The sequence below is a fragment of the Pandoraea oxalativorans genome (assembly GCF_000972785.3).
Classification (GTDB): Bacteria; Pseudomonadota; Gammaproteobacteria; order Burkholderiales; family Burkholderiaceae; genus Pandoraea; species Pandoraea oxalativorans.
Genome location: NZ_CP011253.3, coordinates 2,810,410 through 2,835,674, shown reverse-complemented (window position 1 = coordinate 2,835,674; position 25,265 = coordinate 2,810,410). Strand labels below are relative to the sequence as shown.

Genomic DNA, 25,265 nt, shown 5'->3' with positions numbered 1-25,265 from the left:
GCGTTGTAATGAATGTCGGTCGATGAACAAGAATTATCCGGACCGGCTCCGCGCGGGCAACGAAGCGATTCTGCTTTAGATATTCATGGCTGCGGTGCAATGTATGCGACGCAAAGCGGCATTGCCGTGCCGGGCGTGCTGCCGCCGTGGTACGAGAACGGCAGCGTTTCGCGGGCGTCGATGGTCAGCGACGGCCACAGGGCGAGCGTATGCGCGAAACTGGCGCGTCGGCACGACCGGCCGGGGTGGCCGATCAGAATCGCCCCGCGCGCGCGGACTTCTACCTCGTCGATGTCCTTTGTGTAGATATTGGGGCGCACTTTCGCCGACCAGCGGGTGAGCAGGCGTGGCTGGCCCGGTGCGTAGAACGTCAGCCACGTTGCGAGATGGTCGTTGCCGACGTAAGCCAGCGGCGCGTGATAGCGCGCCCGCCAGCGCTGTTCCAGGGCGATGCTCGCCGCTTTGATACCGGCGAACTTCTCTCCGGTGTTACGCAAGTTCAGGCTCAGCACCGTGGCATAGCCCATCCACACCGTCAGCCCGACGACGGGCAACCAGCGCGAAATTCGCGGGGCGCGCTTTGCCGTGACCGGTAACACACACGCGACGAACAGCGCGGGCAGCGGGACGGCGAACGGTTGCAGCCATTCGGAGATGCGTCCGCCTTCGTGCAGCGTGAAATAGATGAGGATGGGAAGTAGCGGCGCGAGCACTGTCATCGCGACGAACCGGACCGGCGCGGTCGGACGTTTGAAGCGCAGACCGGCCAGATGCATGACGAAAGCGAGCGTCGCCACAGGATAGAACGCGGTGAGTGCGCCGCGCAGGCCGCGCCAGTTCAACCTGGGGTGGATCTGGTCGTCGACCCAGCGAAACGCTGCGAAATCGTGCCGTGCGAGCCAAAGGATGTTCGGGGCAATCAGGGCGAAGAAGACGAGCAGCCCGAGCAGGAAGGCGGGGTGCCGGTAGTGGCGGCGCGTGTCCGGTGTCCACAGCGTCATGACAAATATCGCGCCCAGCAGTGCAAACGTCGAATACTTGGTCATGGCAGCGAGACCGGCGACTACGCCGAACGCCAGCCAGAACTTTGGCGAGTCGTACATCGCGCGCACGAAGAGCCAGAGCATCCACGGCCAGAGCATGACCAGCAGATAGTTGTCGTTGTACGGGAGGATGTCGATGTTGATCGCGCCGCTCAGGTGCAGGCTCAGCAGGGCGAGCCAGGCAAGACGCGGATCGCCCGACAACCGTTCGGCCAGATGCCAGACACCCAGCATCCCGACGGCAACTACCGCGAAGTGCGACGCATACCAATAGAACGCAAGCGCTTCACCAGTCAGCCCCGACCCTATTGCTGGCCACATCGAGAACCCGACCAGCCAGGGGTTCTTGGGTGTTCCCCATTCCGCATTGCGGGCCCAGTTCAGGGCTTCGACAGCGTCGAAGGGCACGGTGGGATCGAGGGCGGCGCTCGTGAGCGTCCAGACGATGGCGTACACCGTGACATAGAGCGACGGCGAAAACTGAACGGCGACGGCCGCTCGACTGACGAGTGCTCGCAACGTGAGCGTGCGACGCACTGACGTATCGGTCGGCGATGTGGAGGTAGTGGCGTGATTTTGCATGCGCGCTTCGACTGGACGAATGCGCGTACGTTCTTCACCTTAGTTTGCAATCCGAACCAAAGTAAGCGCTGATGAATATCGACGTATGTTCTTGTTTTTGTTGTCGTTTCGCGTGCTGAAGCAGCGTGTTGCCAGCCGTTTTCGGTCAACTCTGTTCACAAACGTGAACAAAACAAAACGAATGAAAAAGGACGGCAACAAACTTTCGTTCGACGACGTCGCCCGTCAGACGTTTTCGAGCGGCGCGTCGACGATCAGTGCCGCGTTCACGTGCCGGATGCGCTGGTCGACAAAATAGCCGCCGCCTTCCTGATAGCGCAGATACAGACGACCACAGTCGCGGCACCGGCAGACATTCGCGCGGTTGTAGGGAAAGTAGCGCGGCGCGATGGGCGCGTTCGTTGCCCAGTAGGACGTGCCGTCAGGGTGATATTCGCTGAACGTCGGTTCCGGCTCATTTGGCGCGAACAAGGTGCCGACGACTTCGAGCTGCGCGTCGGGCAACGAGTTGGGCAAGCTTGCCCAGCCGTCGAGCGGCGTTCGGGTGCATTGGCAATCGGCGCAGTGGCTGGCGGACGATTCGGCGAGAGCAGCGAGATCCGCGAAAGCGGTGTGATCGAGGTAAAGAAGATCGTTCATGGGGGCGATTGGAGTGGCGTCAGGCCGTCGTCATGACACCGGGCGCAGGGCATGGCACATGCTATTACGAACCGCGCGAACCGCACAAGCGACGACATTGTGTTCTGACCCCTCATATTCGCTGCCCTCAGATTCATTTCAGATGTTAATCTTCTGCCCGTCCGTCCTTGATGGCGGACGTTATGCATAACTAGCGATTCACTAGACATCGATTGACATCAGGAGGGTATGTGTTCGAAATGTTCCATCAACAGGGTGGGCGTCTGACCCGGCAGTTGCCGAAGTTCGCGTCGGGTTTGATGGCTGCGGCAGCATTGCTCGGTGCACCGGCGCACGCGAGCGAGGTTTTGTCGAGCGAGGTCTACAGCAAGAATTTGTCGCGCCCGCTGACCTACAACGTCTACCTCCCGACGGGCTACGAAGCCAGCGGCAAGACGACGTACCCTGTGCTGTACCTGCTGCACGGCAACGACGGCGTGAAGAACGACTGGGTGGTCAAGGGCCGCATGCAGTCGACCATGGACAAGCTGATCGGCCACGGCGACATTCCCCCGGCCATCGTGATCATGCCGGACGCCAATACCAACTGGTACGTGGACCTCAAGGAGCGCATGGAAACGGCGTTCTTCAGCGAGTTGATCCCGCACGTCGAGAAGACGTATCGGGCGATCAAGTCGCGCGACGCACGCCTGATCGGCGGCCTGTCGATGGGGGGGTACGGTGCGATGCGCTACGCGCTCAAGTATCCGGAGAAGTTCAAGGCGGCTGCGCTCTTGAGTCCGGCTATCTACAATCCGGAGCCGCCGAAGGACTCGTCGGCCCGCTTCGTGAAGGTGTTTGCCGAGCCGAACACGAATGGCGAGTACAGCGCACGTGTCTGGCAGCAGAACAACTATCCGGCGTATTTCGACGAGTTCCTGAAGAAAGGCATCAAGGTGCCGATGTACATCAACTCGGGCGACGACGACGATTTCAACATCGAGATGGAAGCCACGCGCTTTTATGAGTTGCTGCGCGCGAACAAGCAACCGGCGGAGTTGCGCATCGTCGACGGCAAGCATGAGTGGCCGGTCTGGGCGAGTACGCTGCCCGACGCGCTGAAGTACATCTTCCGCGATGTTCAGCGTCCGCAGCGTAATGACTGACGTCCGATCCAGCGGTTGAAGCGATGCAACATCGGCCCCTCGAATCCATGCGATCGAGGGGCCGACCGGTTTGGCGCGACGGCGCCCACTACAGCGAACGCTCGATCGCCTGCCCGAGCAACGACACACCCAGATCGATTTCCTCGTCGCTGACGGTCAGTGGCGGGGCGATACGAAACACGCCCCCCATGCCGGGCAACTGCACGATGTTCATGCTCAGGCCGAGGTTCATGCATTCGCGCGTGATCTTCGCGCCGAGGCCGTCTGCGGCCGCTTTGCTGTGTCGGTCCTTCACAATCTCCATACCGAGCAGCAAGCCGCGGCCGCGAACGTCGCCCACGCAATCGAAACGCTCCATCAATCCCAGCAAGCCATTGCGCAGTCGCTCGCCCATCACGTTGGCGCGGGCGACGAGTCCGTCGCGCGCCACGACGTCGAGCACGCGCAGGCCGACAGCCGCCGGTAGCGGATCGGAAACGTGGGTCGTGTAGAACAGATAGCCGCGCTCGTAGGCGCGCTCCTCGATTTGCGCCGACGTCACCATGGCGGCGAGCGGCAGCCCGGCACCGAGCGTCTTCGACAGGGTCAGAATGTCAGGCGTCACGCCGTCGCGTTCGAACGCGAACATGGTGCCGGTGCGTCCGATGCCGGTCTGCGCTTCGTCGAGAATCAGCAACATGCCGCGCTCCTCGCACTTGCGCTTGAGGGCTGCAAGATAGCCGGGCGGGAGTTCGATAATGCCGCCGGAGCTCAGGATCGGTTCGGCGATGAACGCGGCCAGATTGCCGCTCGACTGCCGATCGATCAGGTCGAAGGCGTAGTCCAGTTCGGCGAGATAGTCGTACTGCCCGGCCGGGCCGAAGCGCGGTCGGTACGTGAACGGCGCGGGAATGGCAAAAGAGCCCACGGCCGCAGGGCCGACGCCTTTGCGTCCGGCACTGTAGGTCGCGGACGCTGCTGCGCCCGTCATCCCATGCCACGACTGCGCGAACCCCACGACTTCGTACTTGCCGGTGACGAGCTTGGCCATGCGGATGGCCGCCTCGTTCGACTCTGCGCCGGTGCTGAGCAACATCACACGGTCCAGTCCCTCGGGCGTGATCTCGGCCAGCCGGGTTGCCAGATCCACGACTGGACGCGAAAGCATGCCGCTGAACAGGTGATCGAGTTTGCCGATGGATTCCGTTACGACCGAGACGATGTCCGGATGGCTATGGCCGAGCACCGCACTCATTTGCCCGGAGGTGAAGTCGAGGATCGCGCGACCGTCGGCGTCGTAGACGAAGCTGCCCTGAGCGCGCTCGACGATCATCGGCTCGAAGGTGCCGCCGTAGCGGATCAGATGTTCGCGGGCGTTGCGCCAGAACGCGGCGTCTTGGTTCTTCGACAAGGGAAACCTCCGGGGAACGGCATTGGACGAAAAGCAACGGGGGCACAACACTCGCTTGCAGTCTAAGCAGCGCTCTGCTTTCATAAAAGCGAATAAAGTTAATGAGAGATAGTAGTGTGGCTAATAGCTTGAGTGCGACACTGGAAATCGATTTGCTGCGCTCGTTCACGGCCATTGCCCAAGCCGGTTCGCTCAGTCGCGCCGCGCAGCGCATCGCCCGAACGCAGTCGGCGCTGAGTCAGCAGATGAAGCGTCTGGAGGAGATCGTCGACCAGCCGTTGTTTCAGCGCACGGGGCGTGGCGTGGTGCTGACCGGCGCTGGCGAGCGTCTGCTCGGTCATGCGCAACGCATTCTTCGCGCACACGACGAGGCGATGGCCGACATGTCGGGGCGCGGACTGACCGGGACGATTCGGTTCGGCTGTCCGGACGACTATGCCGCGGCGTTCCTGCCGCATCTGTTGCGCGAGTTCGCAGTGGTGCATCCGCACGCACAGGTCGAGGTAATTTGCGAGCCGACACCGAGATTGCTGGAGCAGTTATCGCGTCATGCACTCGATCTGGCCCTGATTTCGTTACCCGATGGCGTGGACGCAGCCAATGTGATCCGGCGCGAAGCGCTGGTCTGGATCGGGAGCGCGGGGCTGGACGGGGTGCTCTCGAACCCGGACGAACCCTTGCCGCTGGCGCTTTCCGACCCCGACACGCTGGACCACATCGCCGCCTGCGATGCACTCTCGAGGGCCGGACGGGCTTACCGGATCGCCTACGCGAGTAGCAATCTGTCCGGACTGACGGCGCTCGCCCGCTCGGGACAGGCGTTTGCGGTGATGACACAGACGGCAGTGCCACCGGACTTACGCATTGTTACAGCTGATACCTTGCCGACGTTGCCGTCCGTGGGGATTACGGTAAAGTTCGATCGCGCGCGCCCCAGTCACCTGAGCATGGCGTTTGCCGATCACATTCGGCAGACACTGGCGGTGTTGTAAGACGGACAGGCATCGACCGGGCGTCGGTGTGCGTTCCCGTCGCGACGATTTTCAAGCACAATTGCGCGTTGCGCAGGCGAGCGGGCCAAGTCCCGGGCAGGTGCAGCAGTCAGTCAAAAGAATCCGGATTCTGTGCATTGGGGGCATCGATGGCCAGAGATCCGGGGTCATGCAGTCTTCGCAAGTTTTTGCGATTTTTTGTATCGAGGTCGATATGTTGGCGCGTTTCGTGGCGTTTTCTCTGGTAATCGGTTCGCTGTTTGCCCTGGCGGGTTGCAATACGGTCGACGGCGTCGGGCAGGACATTTCGGGGGCTGCGCGCACCGTCAAGCGCGCGCTGTAAGTCGTTCGCGCGCGGCGCAATCGCCCTAACGTGCGCTTGGGTTCGCTTAAGCCGTCATGGCAATCGCGGCGTTCACTTTGACCGGTTTGTCGTGCGGCAGCCGGTCCTCGTCGGCGGTGAACGACTGCACCACGCCGGGTTCGAAGACCAGACAGTAGGTCGAACCGCCATACTGGAAGTACCCCAGTGCATCGCCTTTGCCCAGATGCCGTCCGCGCTCGACCTGGAGCACGCACGACGACACATCTCCCATCCCGACGAACAGGCAGCCGAGTGTGCCGATCGCAGGATCGTCCGCCCGGATGACGACGACGGCCCGCGTGGCCGTCGCCGTCAGATAGCCTTGAGAATCGTTGAGTCCTGCCTGATCGTCTCCCTCCGATTCCGTCTCCGAAAAATACGTGCCCGGCAAGCGATAGGCCGCGACGACCGTGCCGTCCACCGGCGAATGCCAGCGGTGGTAGTCGTACGCGCTCAGGTAGGCCTGATATACGGCGCCGTCGGCAAATGGGGCGGCCAGCGCTTTGTGCGACGCGCCGAACATGTCGATCAGGGAATAGGGCTGTGATTTGATCCAGAAGCTGTCGCGCATGCGGACCTCGCGCCTTACGTGGTAAGGCGTGCTTTCACACGCGTTGACGATGACGCGCGAGTCGTCGGGCGAAGCGACGGGGCGCGCGTCGGGCTTGAAGCGGCGCGTGAAGAAGGCGTTCCACGAATTGCAGCCGCCGTACGGTTGCGACACATCCACTTCGAACTGATGCAGACCGAGCCGGGCATTGGCGTCTGCACTGAGCCAGCCGTCGGGCGCGCGGGTATTCAGGAAGGTGCGTGACTCGGGGCCGCTGAGGAACTGGCACCACTGAGTGAGCACATCGCGCATGCAGCGGTTGAAGTCGGAATCGCGAAAGAACGCATAACCTGACGGCATACACATCAGCCAGTCGAGCAGCGCGTTGACCGGGCAGACGATAAGGCTCTTCTTGTCGAACGCGGGCGCTGTGGTGACGACATAGTCGATGGTGTGGATCAGCGTGTCGATGTCTTCGAATCCCAGTCGATGACCGTCTCCCAGCGCCTGCGTGATGGCTTTGCTGAGGTCCATTCGCCGCACAGGATCGTCGAAGATGCACGCGCGCAAACGAGCAACCGCCGGACTCAGCGGCTCCGTCATCATGCGATGACGGGCGTGCCGCACGAAGTCGGCGCGCAAATCGGCGATCGCGGTTTCGTTTTCGGTGATCCATGCGCCGAGACGGCGGCGCGATCCCTGTACGGCGGGGGGGTGGGGCGAGGGTGATGCAGCGCGGGCGGTTGACGTCATGGGCTGGCGGTCCTCCTTGACCGGCGAATCGTCTGACAAGCAGGCGGCGCTCGTAGGTGTAAGCCGAGTCCAAGCAATTTCTGTGCGCGCGCTCGGATCTCGCGCAGCTTGCGCCCGCCCGTTCCGGTGACGGGAATCCGTACAAACCGATGTAGTTTTGCCACGGCGCGGCGATGGGGCGCGGGACGGCTTTCCCGTCCCGTGCGAACGGCGTCTAACGGTCGCTAATCTGGAGGCAATGCAATATATGACGCGTATATCGCAACGTTTCCGCGTCAAAACAACAAGAAGCGGCCGGACTTCCTCCATCGCCTCAAGTTTTCCGCTTTCTCGCCGTTGGAGCCGCTAACGCTGTCAATGAAGGTACGGGTATCGTGCCGGAGGGCAGACGGTGGCGACCGCTCTCGGTGGCCACGAAATGGAAAGAAAGGCGGAAGCGCAAATGTTGAAAAATTGGACGATTCGTTGGCGGTTGCGGATGGCTGTGGCCGGTCTGGCGGTCCTTGTGCTGGTCATCGGCGCATTGGCGCTCATTGGATTGCGCAACACCGTAGGGAGTTTGCGTGAGGTCCACGACAAGGAACTGGCGAGCACCCGTTTGCTGGGCGAATCGGAAATTCACATCGGGCGTGCGCGTGCGGTCGTGCTGCGTGCCCCGCAAGCGCCGTCTGAAGAGATCAAGACGGCCGACGTCAAGAAGGGCACCGAGTACTGGGGCGAGTCCGAGAAAGCATGGCAGGCCTATCTGGCGTTGCCGTCGGACGCCGACGAACAACGGCTTGCGAAAGACGTGACGGGCACGCGCCAGGCGCTCAAGGACGCCTTCACGTTGGTCCAGAACAGCATTGCCGCCGGACAGACCGACGTCTACTACGAGCAGGCGGCGGTGCTGGGCAAGCGCTACACGTCATACGTCAACGCTAACGAAGCGCTCAAGAAGCTTTACGACGACCGGGCGAAGTCCAGCTTCGACTCGGCAGTGTCGACCTACGATCGCTTGTTTGTCGTGACCGTCGGGGCGATTGCATTTGCGATTATTGCGGCCTTCCTGACGGCGCGCTCGCTTAACCGCGCGATCACGCAGCCGCTTGACGATGTCCTCGAGCACTTCCAGGAAATTGCCGAGGGGAATTTGCAGCGCGCCGTGCATGCAACGTCGACCGATGAGATGGGCCGGTTACTGGACGCACTCGCCAAGATGAAGACGCAGCTCAACGATACGGTCGCCCGCGTTCGCAAAAGCGGTGAAGCGATCGCGGCCAGCGCGCGCGAGATTGCCGCAGGCAATCTGGATCTGTCGGCCCGTACGGAGCAACAGGCGGCCTCGTTGGAAGAGACGGCGGCCAGCATGGAGCAACTGACCAGCACGGTGCGTCAGAACATGGAACATGCGCGTCAGGCGAACCAACTGGCGCGGCAGGCGAGCGATCAGACAGGGGCGGGGGACACCGCAATGACCGAGGTCACGGACACGATGCGAGCCATCGATGCCGGGTCGGCGCGGATTCGCGACATCATTGCGCTGATCGACGGCATCGCGTTTCAGACGAATATCCTCGCCTTGAATGCGGCCGTCGAAGCGGCACGTGCGGGAGAGCAGGGACGTGGGTTTGCGGTCGTCGCAGGAGAGGTACGGACGCTGGCACAGCGCTCGGCGAGTGCGGCGCGCGACATCAAGACGCTGATCGAGACGTCGGCCGAGCGCTCGGCTGCGGGCAGCCGTATCGTCGGTGAGGCGGGGGCGGCGATGAGCAGCATTGCGAACAGCGTGCAACGCGTGACGGACATCATGGCAGAGATTTCGGCGGCATCGGAAGAGCAGACGGCGGGTATCGATCAGGTGGCACGCGCCGTCACGCAAATGGACGAGGTCACGCAGCAAAACGCGGCGCTGGTCGAGCAGGCGTCGGCGGCCGCTCAGTCGCTGGCCGAACAGGCCGAGTCGCTGAAGTCCGCCGTCGCGGTGTTTCGTCTGGCGTAAGCTCGATCAGATCGAGATTAAAAATGATTCTCGTTTGCAACATTGCGAATGGTGCGTGCGACGGGAGGGCGCATTCCATGCTGCGATGAAACGACGGTCTCACGCGAAAGCTTGTAACCTACCCGTTCCCTTCCTCGCACGCCTGTCGGGCGCACATCATCCATGAGCCAGCAAAAGCCTGTCGAATACGTATCCGCCACACCTGAAGTCAAAGCCGTCTTCGACGACATCAAAGCCACGCGGGGTGTCCCCGATGTCAACAACTTCTGGAAGTACATCGCACAGCATCCGCCGACCCTGGCGCGGACCTGGGGCAGTCTCAAGGACATCATGGCGGACGGTGCGCTCGATCCGCTGGTCAAGGAACTGATCTACATCGCGGTCAGCGTCACCAACAACTGTGGATATTGCGTAGCGAGTCACACGGCAGGCGCGCGTCGAGCGGGGATGACCGACGAGATGTTCGGCGAGCTGCTGGCCGTCGTAGGCATGGCCAACGAAACCAACCGGCTCGCCGTCGGCTATCGGGTGCCGGTCGATCCGGCGTTCGAGTAAGCGATTCGGCAGCGACGCCGACACTAAGTCGACGCTCAGCGCGCCAAATTACGTGTCGTGTCCCGCGCCATCCATCGACGGTATCGGCGTGTCTGACACGCCGCCCCAAGTTGCTGGGCGATCAGCGCTCGCACGGGTGAGACGGTCGGGTTTGTCGCCCGGCCGGTACTCAGGCGCATGAGCTGAAACTTGACGACGGCCATGTTCGCCATCGACCCCAACATCTTGTTCTTCCAGCGAATCGGGTTGAGTTGCGGCTCCGACGTCTGACCCAGTCGCCAGCGATTCGGCAATTCGGGATCGATGGAGAGTGCCGTCGCCATGCCCACCATCGCTACACCGCTCGCGATCACCTGGTCCGCGACCGTGCGACGACGAATGCCGCCCGTCACCATCAGCGGCATCGTCGCCACGCCGATCATTTCGCGAGCAAATTCCAGAAAATAGGCCTCACGTGCCAGCGTGCGTCCATCGCGCGATTCGCCCTGCATCGCCGGCGCTTCATAGCTGCCGCCGGACAGCTCCACGAGGTCCACGCCCAGCGAGCCGAGCATTTCAATGACGCGTCGCGCGTCGTCGAGTCCGAAGCCGCCGCGTTGAAAATCGGCCGAATTCAGTTTGACGGCGACGGCGAAGTCGGTCGCGACAGCCGCACGCACGGACAGCACAATATCCAGCAGCAAGCGGGCACGATTCTCCAGACTCCCACCCCAGCGATCCTGGCGTTTGTTCGTCAGCGGTGAGAGGAACTGGCTGAGCAGATACCCATGCGCGGCGTGAATCTCCACGCCAGTAAAACCACTGCGTTCGGCGAGCAGCGCACTCTGGGTAAAACGGGCGATGACGTCCGCAATGTCCGTCTCCGTCAATTCTCGGGGCATCGCGAATCGCTTCGAGAAGCTGCCGAGTTCGAGGGCCACCGCCGACGGTGCAACCGTGGTCTGACCCAGCGCGGACTGCATTTGGCGACCCGGGTGATTGAGCTGCATCCAGACCTGCGCGCCATACTGCCGCGCGGCCAGCGCCCATTGGCGGAAGCGCTCGAGATGCGCGTCGTCCTCCAGCACCACGCCGCCGGGACCGGTCATCGCTCGCGCGTCGATCATGACGTTACCGGTGATGATCAGACCGGCGCCCCCTCGGCCCCATGCGTCGTACAGGCGCAGCAGTTCGTCGGACGGCGCGTGATCGGCGTCCGCCATGTTTTCTTCCATCGCCGCTTTGGCGATGCGATTGGGGATCGACGTGCCATTCGGCAGGGCAAGCGGAGCGAAGAGCGACTGGAAAGACATGGCCATACCTCGAATCTTCGGTTGACGATGCCATGACCATAACCTTAAAGTTCACTTCAAGGTCAAGTGTTGGGAGCGGAAAAATGAAAATCGGAGCGTTGGCGCAGGTGAGTGGCGTGGCGGCGTCGCGAATCCGCTTTTACGAAGCGCAGGGCTTGCTGCCCAATGCGCTGCGACAGACCAACGGCTATCGCGAGTACGACGAAGACGCGCTGACGCGTCTCGATTTGATTCGGCGCGCGCAAAACGCCGGATTTTCGTTGGAAGAGATCCGCGCGATCCTGCCGCCGAACCTCAACGACTGGCCACACGACAAATTGCTCGAAGTGCTGCGCCGCAAGGTGGACGAGATCGAGGCGCTGGAGCGAAATCTGGCGCTATCGAAGCACAATCTGAAGGCGTTGATCGATGCCATCGAGCATCGCGAGGAAGGGGAAGACTGCCGGGCCGCGTCGCAACGTGTGCTGACGTCGGTGCGTCGTGCCGACGACAGACCCGAGCCTGAGCCCCGGCGCGCTCCTGGTAAAAGGCGCCCCTGACGCGGCCGACAGCCACGCCTTGTTCAGCGACTGGCAAGAATCTCGATTGCCTTTGCGATGACAGGCGCGTCGATCATCTTGCCATCCAGTGCGAGGGCGGCACCTGCGCTGGCATTGGCTGCGGCGACAACCCGCTCGGCCCACGCAATTTCATCGTCCCGCCACGCGAATGCGGCGTGAACCGGCGCGACCTGCCGCGGATGGATGCACAACTTCCCCCGGAACCCGAGCGCGCGGGCGCGGCGAGTGGCGGCTTCGATCAGCGCCGGATCGTCGAGCACCGTCGTCACGCCGTCGACCGGTGCCGCGATGCCCGCGATACGCGACGCTAGCGTGAGTTGCGAGCGGAAGTACAGCAGTTCGTCGGCGTCGCCCTCGATGCCGATGTCCAACTGGAAATCGATGGTGCCGAACATCAACCGGTCGACGCGTGGCGCAGTGGCGATTTCACTCAGCACGGCAAACGCCTGCGCCGTCTCGATCAGTGGCACGAGTCGCAGCGATGGCGCTGCGCCTTGCACGATGCGGGCGAGGGTGGCGGCATCTTCCGTCTTCGGTACGACGAGGCCGCCGAGTTGCGACAGGCCAGCGAGCGCTGCGACATCCTCGTCAAACGAGGGCGTCGAGGCAGCGTTGATGCGCACATACACCGGCGTTGACGTTGCGGGACTCAGCGTCATCAGCCATTGCACAACCTGCTCCCGCGCAGTCGGTTTGTCGGCGGGCGGCACGGCGTCTTCGAGATCGAGAATGACGGCGTCCGCGCCAGAAGCACAGGCCTTGTCGAAACGCTCCGGACGATTGCCCGGCACGAAAAGCCAGCTACGAATCGCGGGGTGTTTTTGCATCGCTTACACCGCCTGCGCTGCGTGCAGCGCTTCGATCTGTGCCGACGTGCGGCCAAGCTCCGTGAGGATCGCGTCGGTGTGTTGCCCCAGCGCCGGAATCGGGTCCATGCGCGGCGCGAACGCAGCGCTCGCCGACGGCATGCCCGGGGGAATCGGTGCCTTGATCGTGCCGTTGGGCGTTGCGACGTCCGCCCACCGCTCGCGCGCGGCGAGTTGAGCGTGCTGCCAAACGTCGTGCATCTCGTTGAGGTTGGCGTTGGCGATGCCCACGGCGTCGAGCCGACTCACCAGTTGCGGTGCCGAGCGTCTCATGAAGACCTCGCGGATGATGGCGCGCAGCGCATCGCTATTGTCCAGACGCCTCGGGTTGGAGGCAAAGCGTGCGTCTTCGGCGAGTGCGGGTTGTTCGAGGACCTTGTCGCAGAAAATCTTCCACTCGCGCTCGTTCTGCAAGCCCAGCATGACCGTCTTCCCGTCACCGGTTTCGAACGGGCCGTACGGGAAGATCGTTGCGTGCGCAGCCCCTGCACGCGGCGGCGGTGTCTGGCCGTCGACGGCGTAATACAGCGGGAAGCCCATCCACTCGACCATGCATTCGAGCATCGAGATGTCGATGCGTGAGCCTTTGCCGGTCTTGCCGCGCTGGATCAGCGCGCTGAGGATGTTCGTATAGGCGTACATCCCGGCAGCGATGTCGGCAATCGAGCAGCCGGCCTTGGCCGATGCTTCGGGCGACCCCGTCACGGACAGGAAGCCCGATTCGCTCTGGATGAGCAGGTCGTAAGCTTTCTTGTCGCGGTAAGGGCCGTCCGGACCGTAACCGGAAATGCCGCAAACGATGATGCGGGGATAGCGCACCGACAGCGCGTCATAGCTCAGGCCCAGGCGGTCCGCCGCCCCGGGGGCGAGGTTCTGCACGAGGACGTCGGCGTCGGCGAGCAGGTCGTGAAGGACCGACTGCGCGGCGTCCTGCTTCAGGTCGAGCGTCAGACTTTCCTTCGAGCGGTTCGTCCACACGAAGTGCGACGACATGCCGTTCACGCGTGCGTCGTAAGCACGGGCGAAGTCCCCTGCGCCAGGTCGCTCGATCTTGATGACGCGCGCGCCGAGATCGGCCAGTTGACGGGTGCAGAACGGTGCCGCAATGGCGTGTTCGAGCGCAATGACCTTGATGCCGTCCAAGGGCCTCATGACAGAAATCTCCGAGAAAACCAGTTGAGTTGAGCGAAGCGGCGGCCGGGTCAGACGATCTTCGCGAGCACGATAAGGCTCAGCGTGATCGTGATGGCGCCGCCGATGCGGGTGGCGATTTGCGCGAACGGCATGAGTCGCATGCGGTTCGCCGCCGTGAGGATGGCGACGTCGCCCGTGCCGCCCATCCCGCTGTGCGTGCCGACGACGATGGCCGCGTCGATGGGATGCATGTTCATACGGCGCGCCACGATGAAGGCGGTGGCCATTAACGTGAGGACCGTCGCGACGATGGTCACGAGCGTCGGCACGTTGAACGACGCAACGACCTTCTGCCACGGCGTAATCACGACACCGATGGCGAACAGCAGCGGGTACGTCACGGCCGTCGCGAAAAATTTGTAGACGACGCCTGCACCGGCTTCGAGCTTCGGCGAGAAGACGAAGCCGATCTTTGCGGCGACGGCCAGCACCAGCATCATGACCGGGCCGGGCAAGCCGAGCGTGTTCTGCGCGAGCATGCCGACGAAGTACAGGCACACCGCGATCATGCCCGCCGCTGCAATATCGGTTGCATCGACCGCCTTCGCGGGTTCGGCGTGAACGTCGTGCGTGCCGATGTCGTCGCTTCCCGTTCGCATGAGCTGCCCGTTACCCGTCAACGAGGGGTAACGCTTGCCGAGCGCGTTGAGCACACCCGAGAACACGATGGCGCAGACGTTGCCGAGCATGACGGCGGGCAGCGCCTGCGCGAGGAGGTCGCCCGAGCCCTGATGCATGACTTCCGAGTAGCCGATGGTCAGCGGAATCACGCCTTCGCCCAGGCCGCCGGACATGACCGGAATGACGACGAAGAACACGGTGTGGAACACGCCCATGCCGAGCATTGTGCCGACGGCCGTGCCGACGATGCCTGCCAGCACCGAGCCGATGGCGAGTGGGACGAAGATGCGCACGAAGCCGCCGATCAGCACCTTGCGGTCCATGCTCAGAATGCTGCCGACGATAATGCCGGGAATGAACAGGTACAGGAAGTTGCTTTGCTTCCAGAACGCGACGATAGGTGTGACGACGGACGGAGGCAGCACGTTCGCGAACACCAGCCACGAGGGCAGGAACGTCACGAGAATCACCGGGCCACCGATGCTGCGAAAGATGGGGATTCGCTGACCGACTTCCATGCAGGTGAAGCTGCACACGGCCAGCAGCGCGATGATCGGCGAGAGTTCGGCAGAGAGTTTGCCGGTCGTGAGAACCGTCGTCGCGATGGCGGCAATGAGTACCAGATGGACCGGCAACGGCACGATGCCCACGCGCATGTCCATGATTCGCCACCACAAGTCGCGCAGGGGGCGGTGCTGTACTGCCTGAGTCGTTGTCTTAGCGCTTTGATTGCTGTGGCCGCCCTGACCTCGTCGTGCGGCAGTGGCCGAGAGTCCGTCTCGCATCCTGCTGTCTCCGTGCATTTGGAATAGGTTTGTTGACGGGACTATAGGCGCGTAGCCAGCGTCGAAGGAAATACCGATTTTGGATGTGGGTATAGGTTAGGGCTATGGCCAAACCGTCTCGTTGCACGGGAATGAAGCGGCGAAGGGTTGATTCGCAACGGAAACCTGAGTTTCGCGATGGGGCATATAGCGGTACGCTATGGCTTTTCGCTGCTGCCAACCGACTTGCGTCGGAGGCCGATGCCGTTATGGACGTGAGACAACTCAGGAATTTCGTGGCGATCGTCGATAGCGGCAGTTTGTCGAAGGCGGCGGAGCGGTTGCATATCGCGCAGCCGTCGCTGAGCGCGCAACTGCGTGGGCTGGAGGACGAACTGCAAACCCAACTGCTGGTGCGCAGTGCGCAGGGCGTGACGCCGACCGAAGCGGGCAAGGCGTTGTATCGCCATGCGCGTGTGGTGTTACGTCAGATGGAGCAGATACGTCAGGAAGTGCGCGAGGGCGGCGGCAGCGAGGCGGGGCCGGTGGCGGTGGGGTTCCCGACGACGATAGCGTCGATTCTCGCCGTGCCGTTATTTGCGCGGGTGAGGGTGCAGTATCCGGGTATTCGTTTGCAGATATTCGAGAGCATGAGCGGGTACATCGGCGAGTTGCTTGCCAACGGGCGACTGGACCTTGCGATGCTCTTTCGCGACTCGGAAACGCGAGGCATCTCGGTGATGCCGTTGTTTGACGAGGAACTGTATGTGCTGGGCGGGCACCGGGTGTGTCCATCGATCTATGAGGATGCGCAGGACAATGGGGACGGGACTTGCGCACTGGCGAAGCTCGATAGCGTACCGATCGTCGCACCGAGCGCGTCGAACGGATTGCGGTTGCTGATCGAGCGGAGTTTTGCTCAGGCGAACGCAGAGTTGAACATCGTCGCGGATATCGACTCGCTGCCGACGCTCATCGACATTGCCCGCTCGGGCGACGCGTGCTCGATCCTGCCGGTGTCTGCATTGGCGTCGCGCGACCCGGCCTTGCGCCCACCGTCGCGCCGCATCGTCGCACCCCACCTGCAACGCCCGGCCAGCGTGTGCTGGTCCAACTCACTCCCGGTAGGCTCGGCGACGGTCGCCGTACGTCAATGTATCGCCGACCTAATCCGCGAATTGCAGGCGGATGGACATTGGACGGGGATTACGTTGCGCACGGTCGACAAGGCACCGTGATCGTGTGACGCGACGATCACGGCATTCCGTCCGAAAGGCTTACTGACGCATCCCGATCGCCAGACGGTTGAAAGCGCTCATCAATGCGATGGCGAACGTCAGGTCGGCGATTTCGGCGTCGGTGAAGTGCTCGCGCAGCGGGTTGAAGTCTTCGTCCGGGGCGTTGGTACGATCGACGGCACCGACCGAGTCGGCCCAGGCGAGAGCGGCACGCTCGCGGTCGCCGAACTGCGAACTCACCCGCCAGCCGCCAACGCTGTCGATCTTGGCATCCGCCATGCCACCGGCACGCAGCGCCTTGCTGTGCATCTCCAGACAGAAGGCGCATCCATTGATCTGCGACACGCGCAGATAAACCAGCTCAATCAGCGGTTTGCCGAGGCTGCTTTTCTCCAACGCCTTTTTCGTGGCGACGAAACCTTGATAGGCGTCGTTCGACAGCGTGAAATAAGACAGGCGAAGCGTACTCATCGAAATTCTCCAGAAATGAACTGCGCAAGGGGCATTAACTAATGCTTGATGCGAACGGCAGGGGGCTTGTCGCAACGTCACCAATTTACGAGAATCATGGCCTAGCAGGCAGATGCAAGAATTGCCGGAATCAATAGGACATCCCGAATGGATTTTCCGCTTTTGAGCGCTCATCTGAAGCCCGGCCCGGGCGACGACGCACCGCTCTACCTCCAACTGTACCGCCGCTATCGCGACGCCATCGCCTCAGGCAAACTCCGGCCGGGCGACCGCGTGCCGTCCGTGCGTAGCCTCGCCAGCGAACTCAATCTCGCACGCGGCACCGTCGAGCTGGCCTATCAGATGCTGACCAGCGAAGGCTATTTCTCACCGCGCGGTGCAGCCGGGACGTTCGTGTCCCCACTTTTGGAACACCGTAGCGAGACCGCCGCGCCAGTCGCCCCCCCAGCGGTGTCGGTGCTCCCGCCAAGGGACGCACTCGCCGCCGTCGGTACGCCGCGTCCGTTTCAACTGGGCCTTCCCGCACTCGATGCATTCCCCCGAAAGACGTGGGTGCGTCTGGCCGGGCGAAGTCTGCGGGCCATGGATCTCGCGTCGATGGCCTATCCGGAAGCCGCCGGGTACGCGCCGCTGCGTCATGCCATCGCCACCTATCTCGGTATCTCTCGCGGCATCGCCTGCTCCGCGCAGCAGGTCTTCGTGACGGCGGGCTATCGTGCTGCCCTCGATCTCGTCTGCCGGACGCTGATCGAACCCGGCGCGCAGGGTTGGTTCGAAGACCCCGGCTACCCCTACGCGCGGGATTTCCTGACGAGCGTCGGTATGCGCCTCGCATCGATACCGGTGGACGAGGAGGGGCTGGATGTCGACGAGGGCGTTCGGCGCGCACCGAAGGCCCGCTTCGCCGTCGTGACCCCGACGCATCAAAGTCCCACCGGGGCGACGATGTCCTTGCCCCGGCGGCTCGCACTGCTCGAATGGGCAAATCAACAGCAGTCGTGGATCGTGGAAGACGATTACGACAGCGAGTTTCGCTATCACGGGCGTCCGTTACCCGCGCTCAAGAGCCTCGATCACGACGGGCGAGTGCTGTACACCGGCACGTTCAGCAAAGTGCTGTTCCCCGGACTTCGTCTTGCCTACCTGGTGGTGCCCGAGGTCCATATCGAGCGCTTTGCCCAAGCCGCCAATCAACTGGGCGGACCGGGCTCGGTCCACGTGCAAGCCACGGTCGCGGACTTCATGGAGCAGGGGCATTTCGCGCGGCACCTGCGCAAAATGCGCGCGTTGTACGCCGAACGGCGCAGCCATCTCGTCGAGGCGCTGGCCGACGTCTTTGGCGAAGACCTGTATGTTCAGCCACAGGCAGGCGGCATTCAGACGCTGGCGTATCTGCGTCATGCATTCGCCGGACAGGACGATGAAACCATCTCGCTTGCCGCGCACGCGCAAGGGCTGGCGGTGCATGGACTGCGTCACTGGTACGGCAGCGCGCCGCCGCAATCGGCCTTGCTCCTCGGCTTCACCAATATCCCGGATAGGGCGACTGCGTTGGCCCTGAGCTTGCGTTTGCGTGCGTCGATTGCGACATGAGCAGAGATCTAATGAGACCGGATCGAGCCGGTCGTCAGCGACCATCGGGATTTTGGGCCGCAGCGCCCGACAAGACCACGTCGGGACAGGTGCTTTCGAAACCCGCTATGCTTCGTTGACTGGCGCACGTGCGTCCCAAAAAAACGGTTCATTGAGCATTACCGGGGAAGGCGGCGCGGATTTTGAGGAAGAAGTATTCCTGGTCTCGGTAGCCGTAGGCGCGCCGCTTAATGACCTTGATAGTGTTGTTAATGCCCTCAACGATGCTGGTGTTTAGACGATGTCGGCATCTGGCCAGGATGCCATGCAGATAGCCTTTCAGACGCTGAGCGAAGGTGTTCAAGGGGGCTATTCCGCTTTGCTCGGCCTGCTCGCACCAGTGGTGCCAGGCTTGTTTTGCCCAGGCAGGTCTTCGGTAGAACCAGAGCCGCTTGAGTTCGTCCCTCAGGACATAGACCGTCAGCAGCGGCTGGTTGGCTTGCAGCAATTCGTCGAGCCGGACGGCCTGCTGCCGGTCTAGCTTGTCGCGGTTGCGCAATAACAGCCAGCGGCTCGATTTGATGACCCGGCGCGCGGGACGGTCCTGGCGCAGTTGGTTGGCCTGATCCACGCGCACCCGATCAATGACCTCTCGTCCGTACTTGGCCACGACATGGAACAAGTCATAGACGATCTCCGCCCGTGGGCAGTGGGCCTGGATTTCTAACTCGTAGGCCGTAGTCATGTCGATGGCTACGGCCTTGATGCGTTGGGCGACCCCACGCGGCAATTGCTCGAAGAACGCCCGAGCCGTCTCGCGTGAGCGTCCTGGGCCGATCCACAGCACCTGCCTGCTGATCGGATCGACGACTACCGTCGCGTACCGATGCCCTTTATGCAGGGCGAACTCGTCCATCGCTAAATACTCGATCCTGGACCAATCCGGTTCGCGCACTGACGCTCGGAGCCGGGCCTTGTCCAGCGTCTTGACGGTATGCCAACCCAGCTCGAAGAACCTCGCCACCGCCTGCACGTTGCTCGATTGCAGCAATTGGCTGCAGGCCGCCGCAAGCCGATCCGTCACCCGCTGGTAGCGACCCAGCCAAGTAAGCCGCTCCAGGCGCGGGCCACCGCATTGCTCACACAACAAGCGCCGGCGTGGAACATGAAGAACAACCCGGTACTCAAATAACGGCAGATCTCGCACCCGGCGCACCGTGGTCTCATGGACCTGGCGACATCGTGCGCCGCACTGCTCGCACAGCATCACCTTGGCGGTTGGCTTCAAATAGATCGACAGCGTGCGCCCTGTGCCCTCGGGCCACTCCACGCGTTCGACGGCATAGCCCTGCCAGCCTCCCAGCGACTCCAGCAGCTTGCGATCCAGCATCTCCACGCACTCCTGATGGCAAATTCCTGCCATCAAGAGTACGAAAACTTGTCAAATCCCTCCACGCTATTGCGCGATGAACCAAAAAAACACCGTGCCGGTGGCGGCTCAGGTTCGCCCCGCATCCCAAGCTTCTCAGGAGTCCCCCTCGTGGCAGCGTTCGACATCGACGATATCGTTTCTTCATTGCATTCGGCCCGCCTGCGCTGGCGCGACGGGCAGCGACGCCTGCTCGAACCCGGTGGCCGCGATCTGCCGTCGCGCGAACGTCTTGCGGAGATCGTCGTGCAACTCAAGGGGGCGCTGTTCCCCATGCGTCTCGGCCCGCTGGACCTGCACCAGCAAGGCGAAAACTATTACGTCGGCCATACGCTGACGAGCGCACTGAACGGTCTGGCCGAGCAAGCGCGCCTCGAATGGCGCTACAAGGCGCGTCACGACAACGCCATTACGGCAACGCTCATCGAAGAGCGCGCGCATTCCGCCATTCAGCAATTCGCAGGCAAGCTGCCGGAGATTCGCGACCTGCTCGATCAGGATGTGCTCGCCGCCTATCAGGGCGATCCGGCGGCGGGCAGCGTCGACGAAGTGCTGATCTGCTATCCGGGCATCCACGCGATGATTCATCACCGCATCGCCCACGAGCTGTACCGACTCGAACTGCCGTTGCTCGCGCGCATCATCGCCGAGCAGGCGCACTCCGAAACCGGCATCGATATCCACCCGGGCGCGCGTATCGGCGCGGGCTTTTTCATCGATCACGGGACCGGTGTGGTCATTGGCGAGACGGCCATTCTGGGCCAGCGTGTGCGCGTGTATCAGGCCGTCACCCTCGGGGCCAAACGCTTCCCGGCCGACGAGGACGGCAATCCGCGCAAAGGCCTTGCACGTCACCCGATCGTCGAAGACAACGTCGTCATCTATGCAGGTGCGACGATTCTGGGCCGCGTCACCATCGGCGAGGGCTCCGTCATTGGCGGCAACGTGTGGCTCACGCAAGACGTGCCGCCGTTCAGCAATATCACGCAGGCACGCTCCCGCACCGAAGCTGGCTCGCCGCCGGTCTCCGGCTGCGATAACGATCGCTCCTGATCCGAGGGACGGGGAGGCGCCCCGTCAGGCGACGGCCGGCGGCGCGGCGATGCGCGAGCGCACCTCGGGCGACGCGAGGCACGTCGCCACCGCTTCAAAGCCCGGCGCGCCCGCATACGGCGCGACGCGCACCGGCGGACTGTGATTTGCCGGGCAAAGGACGATGGCTTCGTCGCCGCCGACGGCGCTCAGATCGAGAATCGACGACGAGCGCGTCATCATGAAAAGCGGGTGTGCATGCGTGCGCGCACGCAAGCGCAGATAGCGAATCAGCGCCTCTTGCGTCGGCTGCGCCAGATTCTGCTCGATCATGTCGACGACCAGCGCACCTGCACGATCGGCTTCCAACGCCGTCAGCAGAATCGTCAGTGCATCGGAGGTTTCGGCCCCGTCGTCCGTTAGCCATGTCAGCGCCTGATCGACACGTCGTTGCAGCGCGACGTCGTTCGAAGCCGAGGGACAAGCCGCCGCGTGCAGCGCGTCCAATCGGTCCAGTCCAAGAAACCTTCCGTTCGGCAAGGCTTGCGCCAGACGCATCGCCAATCGTGTTTTCCCGCTACCCAGCGAGCCGATAATGTAATTCAGCGGACGAATGTCGCGCATTTCGAACCACTCACCGCCCCAAGGCCAGGGGAGCTCGAAGGCTACGCTCGGCGCCGCTTGCTCGATGAGGCTTGGCAATTCGCCCTGAGGGGGCATTCTGCCGCGCTCGAGCCCGGCGCGAAGGCTTCGCACCGTCTCCAGTCGACGCAGTCGCTCTCGGATCTCGACGTCGAGCGCGCGTTCGTGCACCTCAAGGGCGCTCGACAACGTTTGCGCGTTGCCCTTCAATACGCTCGCCACCTGCGCGAGGCTCAAGCCCAATGCCCGTAGCGCGACGACCTCGGACGCGCGCGTCATCTCGGCACTGTCGTACGCGCGATAACCGGCCGAGGTTCGTTTCGGCGACAACAGACCGTGCTGCTCGTAAAGTCGAAGCGCCTTGTTCGAGACGCCAAGCCGCCGGGCCGCCTCGGACGCATTCAGGCTCACCGCAGAATCCTTCATCGTTCACCTCTTGATATTGATCGGGGTGACGCCATCGTCGAGCCGTCCCCAGGGGGCGGGTCAAGCCCTTGCGATTTGTCGTGACGATCCACGACCGCTCCATACGCTACGCAAACCCCAGATCAGTGTCGAGTTATCTTCTGAATAATTAACCGACCGGTCGGTTTTTATCATGTTAGGCTTCAATGCGCTTCCTCATAAAAACTACGGAGACATTGATGACTTTGATTTTTCGCTCGCCTGTTTCGGTGAATGCAACATCGACTGGCATTCGACATCAAGCTGCGCGTGCCGGTCGTCGTCGGATTTCGCTGGTGTCTGCAAGCGTCTCGGCGGCGCTGCTGAGTCTGACGCTGGTCGCGCCGGGCGTTGCGACTGCCGCGCCGGGAGTGCCGGTAACGCCGGCGGCCACCGCCGTCGACAAAGTGCCGGGACGCACAGACGTCACCATCAAGCGCGACGAATTCGGCGTGCCGCACATCTACGCGTCGACGACGTACGCATTGTTTTACGGTTACGGCTATGCCATTGCGCAGGATCGTCTGTTCCAGATGGAGATGGCGCGACGCAGCACGCAGGGCACCGTGGCGGAAGTGCTGGGCGAGAAGTTCGTGGACTTCGACAAGTCGATTCGCGGCAACTACTGGCCCGCGTCGATCCGTCGCCAACTGGCCGATCTGCCGCAACGCGAGCGGGATATTCTCGACGGCTACGCCGCTGGGATGAACGCGTGGATCGCGCGGATCCGCGCGCAGCCGGACAAGCGCATGCCCAGGCAATTCAACGACTTTGGTTTCCAACCGACGAACTGGGACGCGTTCGACGTTGCGATGGTCTTCGTCGGCACGATGGCGAATCGTTTCTCCGATGCGACCAGCGAGATCGACAACCTTGCGTTGCTCACCGCACTCAAGGACAAGTACGGCGCGCAGAAGGGCATGGCGCTGTTCAACGAGCTGAAGTGGGTCGTCAATCCGGACGCGCCGTCGACGGTACCCACGTCGGAAGGCACCTACGCAGTGAAGGTCGGCCCGGCCACCGGCGCGCCCATGCAACCGCTCGCACGCTATGACGGACCGGCACCGATGTTCGCGCGTCTGGCACGCGGCAGCGACGGTGTGCTCCTGCATCAGGACACCGAGGCCAATGCCGCGACGATGCTCGCGCAATTTGCCGCGTCGGGCCAGCCGGGTCTGGCCGGTTTCCCCACGACGAGCAACATGTGGATCCTCGGCAAGAACAAAGCGCGCGACGCTCGCGCAATCATGCTCAACGGCCCGCAATTCGGCTGGTTCGCACCGGCCTACACCTACGGCATCGGTCTGCATGGCGCGGGCTTCGATCTCGTCGGCAATACACCGTTCGGCTACCCGTGCATTCTGTTCGGTCATAACGGCAAGGTGTCCTGGGGCTCGACGGCGGGCTTCGGCGACGACATCGACATCTATGCCGAAAAGCTCGACCCGGCCAATCCGAACCGCTACTTCCACAACGGTCAGTGGCGCGACATGGAAAAGCGCGTCGAGATCATCAAGGTAAAGGGCGCTCAGCCGGTCGTGCAGGCGGTGTATCGCACTGTGCACGGCATCGTGATGCAACGCGACGCCAGGCAGCCGATCGCCTACGCCAAAGCGCGCGCGTGGGATGGCCTCGAGGTGCAGTCGCTGCTCGCGTGGACGCATCAGGCGCAGGCGCAGGACTGGAAGTCGTGGACGGCGCAGGCCGCGCGTCACGCGTTGACCATCAATTGGTACTACGCCGACGTGTCCGGCAATATCGGCTACGTCCATACGGGTGCTTATCCGGCGCGTCAGCCCGGTCACGATCCGCGTCTGCCGGTGCCCGGCACGGGCGAGTGGGACTGGAAGGGGCTACTGCCGTTCTCCACCAATCCGAAGGTCTACAACCCGAAGCAGGGGTGGATCGCCAACTGGAACAATTCGCCGCAGAAGGGTTACCCGGCGAGCGATCTGTTCGCGTTCCTGTGGGGCGGTGCAGACCGCGTGGTCGAGATCGATAAACGCATCGAAGCACACGACAAACTCGGTGTCGACGAGATGTGGCAGATCCTCAAGGATACGAGTGCGGTGGACGTCAATCGCAGTCACTTCCTGCCGTTCATCGAACGCGCGACGGCGAACCTCGCGGCCAGCGACGCTCGCCGTCAACTCGCGATGCAACTGAGCGCATGGAATGGCCTGAGTCGCGATGAGAAGCACACGGGCCATTACGACACGGCAGGTCCGGCTGTCATGGACGCCTGGCTGAGCGCCATGCTCAAACGTACGCTCGGTCAGGTGGTGCCCGCCCCGTACGACAAGTGGTTCCTGGCGAGCGGTTACGCCGCCCCGCAGGACGGCCCGACGGGTTCGCTGAACATCGGCAACGGCAGCAAGGTGTTGTACGAAGCGCTGCGCGGCGACAAGGCGGGCGTGCCGCAAACGTTCGACATCTTCGACGGCAAGCGTCAGGACGACGTCATTCTGGCGGCGCTGGACGACACCATCGCGTCTCTCAGGACGAAGCTTGGTCCCGACATGGCGGCCTGGCGCGCGCCCACGGTGCCGCTGACGTTCCGCGCGAGCAACTTCTTCGGCGTGCCCCAAGCCAACGCGACGGAAGCGGTGCGTGCACCCGTCTACATGAACCGGGGCACGGAGAACGACCTGATCGTGTTCGGACCGAAGGGCCGCGCCGCAAAGGTCGAGGCGTTCGACATCGTCGCGCCGGGGCAGAGCGGTTTCATCGCGCCAGACGGCACGCCCTCGCCGCACTACGCGGATCAGGTGGAGATGTACACGTCGTTCGGCCGTAAGCCTCTGTGGCATGACACGGCGGACGTGAACCGGGCGACGAAGTCGGTGGAGCATCTGCGTGTCGAGCGCGTGCCGGAGGGGCAATAAGCCGCACTAGCGGATCAGACAAGCCCCGTCGCGCCGGCGATCACGCACAACGCGACGCCGGCCAGCGGCGGGGTTTTCCACCAAAAATCAGCACGGAGGCGACGAAGGCGAGCGCGACATAGGTAGCGGCATCGGTCCTGGCGGGGAGATGCACCTGCTTCTGGTCGCCGCGATTCGTCGGGGCGTTCCCAATCTCGCAACGAGGTTGGGGCAATCGTCTATTCCGGCACAGTCGCCGGTTCGTTTTAGCAATCGTAGGGC

The 25,265-nt window shown here is 62.9% G+C and carries 21 protein-coding genes; 10 read left to right on the top strand and 11 right to left on the bottom strand.

Going from position 1 to position 25,265, the window contains the following annotated elements; all coding sequences use genetic code 11:
* Positions 1-83 precede the first annotated feature (83 nt).
* Both MB84_RS12590 and MB84_RS12585 read right to left on the bottom strand, forming a co-directional pair.
* The gene (locus MB84_RS12590; RefSeq protein WP_084009756.1) at positions 84-1,625 is read right to left on the bottom strand and encodes a glycosyltransferase family 39 protein; all 1,542 of its coding nucleotides are present in this window, start codon (positions 1,623-1,625) and stop codon (positions 84-86) included.
* Between the two features lie 225 nt (positions 1,626-1,850).
* Positions 1,851-2,264 (bottom strand): hypothetical protein, encoded by a 414-nt coding sequence (locus tag MB84_RS12585; protein WP_046292024.1) that lies wholly within the window; start codon positions 2,262-2,264, stop codon positions 1,851-1,853.
* Between the two features lie 239 nt (positions 2,265-2,503).
* On the opposite strand from MB84_RS12585, the gene MB84_RS12580 reads away from it, so the two are divergent.
* The gene (locus tag MB84_RS12580; RefSeq protein WP_046293738.1) at positions 2,504-3,409 is read left to right on the top strand and encodes an alpha/beta hydrolase; all 906 of its coding nucleotides are present in this window, start codon (positions 2,504-2,506) and stop codon (positions 3,407-3,409) included.
* A gap of 88 nt (positions 3,410-3,497) precedes the next feature.
* Here the strand turns inward: MB84_RS12580 and MB84_RS12575 are convergent, their stop codons facing one another.
* The gene (locus tag MB84_RS12575) at positions 3,498-4,799 is read right to left on the bottom strand and encodes an aspartate aminotransferase family protein (protein ID WP_046292023.1); all 1,302 of its coding nucleotides are present in this window, start codon (positions 4,797-4,799) and stop codon (positions 3,498-3,500) included.
* 101 nt (positions 4,800-4,900) lie between these two features.
* On the opposite strand from MB84_RS12575, the gene MB84_RS12570 reads away from it, so the two are divergent.
* Both MB84_RS12570 and MB84_RS29895 read left to right on the top strand, forming a co-directional pair.
* Positions 4,901-5,791, top strand: coding sequence for a LysR family transcriptional regulator (locus MB84_RS12570; protein ID WP_211279303.1), 891 nt, complete (start codon positions 4,901-4,903; stop codon positions 5,789-5,791).
* Positions 5,792-5,819: 28 nt separating this feature from the next.
* A complete protein-coding gene (locus MB84_RS29895; RefSeq protein WP_157122710.1) occupies positions 5,820-6,134 on the top strand; it encodes a hypothetical protein in 315 nt (104 codons plus the stop codon).
* Between the two features lie 46 nt (positions 6,135-6,180).
* Here MB84_RS29895 and MB84_RS12565 read toward each other — a convergent pair whose 3' ends face one another.
* The gene (locus MB84_RS12565) at positions 6,181-7,458 is read right to left on the bottom strand and encodes a phosphatidylserine decarboxylase family protein (protein ID WP_046292021.1); all 1,278 of its coding nucleotides are present in this window, start codon (positions 7,456-7,458) and stop codon (positions 6,181-6,183) included.
* A gap of 442 nt (positions 7,459-7,900) precedes the next feature.
* Here MB84_RS12565 and MB84_RS31445 point away from each other — a divergent pair, with 442 nt between their 5' ends.
* Both MB84_RS31445 and MB84_RS12555 read left to right on the top strand, forming a co-directional pair.
* On the top strand, positions 7,901-9,439 hold the full coding sequence (locus MB84_RS31445; RefSeq protein WP_211279302.1) for a methyl-accepting chemotaxis protein: 1,539 nt from the start codon (positions 7,901-7,903) through the stop codon (positions 9,437-9,439).
* Between the two features lie 162 nt (positions 9,440-9,601).
* Positions 9,602-9,994: a carboxymuconolactone decarboxylase family protein gene (locus MB84_RS12555; protein ID WP_046292020.1), complete on the top strand. Its 393-nt coding sequence runs from the start codon at positions 9,602-9,604 to the stop codon at positions 9,992-9,994.
* A gap of 35 nt (positions 9,995-10,029) precedes the next feature.
* On the opposite strand, the gene MB84_RS12550 is transcribed toward MB84_RS12555, so the two are convergent.
* Entirely contained in the window at positions 10,030-11,286 is a 1,257-nt protein-coding gene (locus MB84_RS12550; RefSeq protein WP_046293736.1) for an NADH:flavin oxidoreductase/NADH oxidase family protein, read from the bottom strand.
* A gap of 83 nt (positions 11,287-11,369) precedes the next feature.
* Between MB84_RS12550 and MB84_RS12545 the strand changes: the two genes are divergently transcribed.
* A complete protein-coding gene (locus MB84_RS12545; protein ID WP_046292019.1) occupies positions 11,370-11,825 on the top strand; it encodes a MerR family transcriptional regulator in 456 nt (151 codons plus the stop codon).
* A 23-nt stretch (positions 11,826-11,848) separates the two neighbouring features.
* Here the strand turns inward: MB84_RS12545 and MB84_RS12540 are convergent, their stop codons facing one another.
* From MB84_RS12540 to MB84_RS12530, 3 genes are read right to left on the bottom strand one after another with little or no spacing between them, the layout of a single operon-like run.
* Positions 11,849-12,673 (bottom strand): HpcH/HpaI aldolase/citrate lyase family protein, encoded by an 825-nt coding sequence (locus MB84_RS12540; RefSeq protein ID WP_046292018.1) that lies wholly within the window; start codon positions 12,671-12,673, stop codon positions 11,849-11,851.
* A 3-nt stretch (positions 12,674-12,676) separates the two neighbouring features.
* Positions 12,677-13,864 (bottom strand): CaiB/BaiF CoA transferase family protein, encoded by a 1,188-nt coding sequence (locus MB84_RS12535; RefSeq protein ID WP_046292017.1) that lies wholly within the window; start codon positions 13,862-13,864, stop codon positions 12,677-12,679.
* 50 nt (positions 13,865-13,914) lie between these two features.
* Entirely contained in the window at positions 13,915-15,189 is a 1,275-nt protein-coding gene (locus MB84_RS12530) for a 2-hydroxycarboxylate transporter family protein (protein WP_157122708.1), read from the bottom strand.
* Positions 15,190-15,560: 371 nt separating this feature from the next.
* Here MB84_RS12530 and MB84_RS12525 point away from each other — a divergent pair, with 371 nt between their 5' ends.
* A complete protein-coding gene (locus MB84_RS12525) occupies positions 15,561-16,529 on the top strand; it encodes a LysR substrate-binding domain-containing protein (RefSeq protein WP_046292015.1) in 969 nt (322 codons plus the stop codon).
* A gap of 39 nt (positions 16,530-16,568) precedes the next feature.
* On the opposite strand, the gene MB84_RS12520 is transcribed toward MB84_RS12525, so the two are convergent.
* On the bottom strand, positions 16,569-17,000 hold the full coding sequence (locus tag MB84_RS12520; RefSeq protein ID WP_046292014.1) for a carboxymuconolactone decarboxylase family protein: 432 nt from the start codon (positions 16,998-17,000) through the stop codon (positions 16,569-16,571).
* Between the two features lie 147 nt (positions 17,001-17,147).
* Here MB84_RS12520 and pdxR point away from each other — a divergent pair, with 147 nt between their 5' ends.
* Positions 17,148-18,593, top strand: coding sequence for a MocR-like pyridoxine biosynthesis transcription factor PdxR (gene pdxR, locus MB84_RS12515; RefSeq protein WP_046292013.1), 1,446 nt, complete (start codon positions 17,148-17,150; stop codon positions 18,591-18,593).
* 148 nt (positions 18,594-18,741) lie between these two features.
* On the opposite strand, the gene MB84_RS12510 is transcribed toward pdxR, so the two are convergent.
* On the bottom strand, positions 18,742-19,962 hold the full coding sequence (locus tag MB84_RS12510) for an ISL3 family transposase (RefSeq protein ID WP_046289972.1): 1,221 nt from the start codon (positions 19,960-19,962) through the stop codon (positions 18,742-18,744).
* Positions 19,963-20,112: 150 nt separating this feature from the next.
* Between MB84_RS12510 and epsC the strand changes: the two genes are divergently transcribed.
* A complete protein-coding gene (gene epsC, locus MB84_RS12505; RefSeq protein WP_046292012.1) occupies positions 20,113-21,054 on the top strand; it encodes a serine O-acetyltransferase EpsC in 942 nt (313 codons plus the stop codon).
* A gap of 24 nt (positions 21,055-21,078) precedes the next feature.
* On the opposite strand, the gene MB84_RS12500 is transcribed toward epsC, so the two are convergent.
* Positions 21,079-22,101: a MerR family transcriptional regulator gene (locus tag MB84_RS12500; RefSeq protein ID WP_046292011.1), complete on the bottom strand. Its 1,023-nt coding sequence runs from the start codon at positions 22,099-22,101 to the stop codon at positions 21,079-21,081.
* 218 nt (positions 22,102-22,319) lie between these two features.
* Between MB84_RS12500 and MB84_RS12495 the strand changes: the two genes are divergently transcribed.
* Entirely contained in the window at positions 22,320-25,004 is a 2,685-nt protein-coding gene (locus MB84_RS12495) for a penicillin acylase family protein (protein WP_084009754.1), read from the top strand.
* Positions 25,005-25,265: the final 261 nt, after the last annotated feature.

Coding starts and splice junctions, on each gene's coding strand:
- pdxR (WP_046292013.1), top strand. CDS start 17,148: ATGGATTTTCCGCTTTTGAGCGCTCATCTGAAGCCCGGCCCGGGCGAC.
- MB84_RS12540 (WP_046292018.1), bottom strand. CDS start 12,673: ATGCAAAAACACCCCGCGATTCGTAGCTGGCTTTTCGTGCCGGGCAAT.
- MB84_RS12510 (WP_046289972.1), bottom strand. CDS start 19,962: ATGCTGGATCGCAAGCTGCTGGAGTCGCTGGGAGGCTGGCAGGGCTAT.
- MB84_RS12545 (WP_046292019.1), top strand. CDS start 11,370: ATGAAAATCGGAGCGTTGGCGCAGGTGAGTGGCGTGGCGGCGTCGCGA.
- MB84_RS12565 (WP_046292021.1), bottom strand. CDS start 7,458: ATGACGTCAACCGCCCGCGCTGCATCACCCTCGCCCCACCCCCCCGCC.
- MB84_RS12585 (WP_046292024.1), bottom strand. CDS start 2,264: ATGAACGATCTTCTTTACCTCGATCACACCGCTTTCGCGGATCTCGCT.
- MB84_RS12550 (WP_046293736.1), bottom strand. CDS start 11,286: ATGTCTTTCCAGTCGCTCTTCGCTCCGCTTGCCCTGCCGAATGGCACG.
- MB84_RS12535 (WP_046292017.1), bottom strand. CDS start 13,864: ATGAGGCCCTTGGACGGCATCAAGGTCATTGCGCTCGAACACGCCATT.
- MB84_RS12520 (WP_046292014.1), bottom strand. CDS start 17,000: ATGAGTACGCTTCGCCTGTCTTATTTCACGCTGTCGAACGACGCCTAT.
- MB84_RS12570 (WP_211279303.1), top strand. CDS start 4,901: ATGAGAGATAGTAGTGTGGCTAATAGCTTGAGTGCGACACTGGAAATC.
- MB84_RS12500 (WP_046292011.1), bottom strand. CDS start 22,101: ATGAAGGATTCTGCGGTGAGCCTGAATGCGTCCGAGGCGGCCCGGCGG.
- MB84_RS12495 (WP_084009754.1), top strand. CDS start 22,320: ATGACTTTGATTTTTCGCTCGCCTGTTTCGGTGAATGCAACATCGACT.
- MB84_RS12590 (WP_084009756.1), bottom strand. CDS start 1,625: ATGCAAAATCACGCCACTACCTCCACATCGCCGACCGATACGTCAGTG.
- MB84_RS12530 (WP_157122708.1), bottom strand. CDS start 15,189: ATGGACATGCGCGTGGGCATCGTGCCGTTGCCGGTCCATCTGGTACTC.
- MB84_RS12525 (WP_046292015.1), top strand. CDS start 15,561: ATGGACGTGAGACAACTCAGGAATTTCGTGGCGATCGTCGATAGCGGC.
- MB84_RS12555 (WP_046292020.1), top strand. CDS start 9,602: ATGAGCCAGCAAAAGCCTGTCGAATACGTATCCGCCACACCTGAAGTC.
- MB84_RS12580 (WP_046293738.1), top strand. CDS start 2,504: ATGTTCCATCAACAGGGTGGGCGTCTGACCCGGCAGTTGCCGAAGTTC.
- MB84_RS31445 (WP_211279302.1), top strand. CDS start 7,901: ATGTTGAAAAATTGGACGATTCGTTGGCGGTTGCGGATGGCTGTGGCC.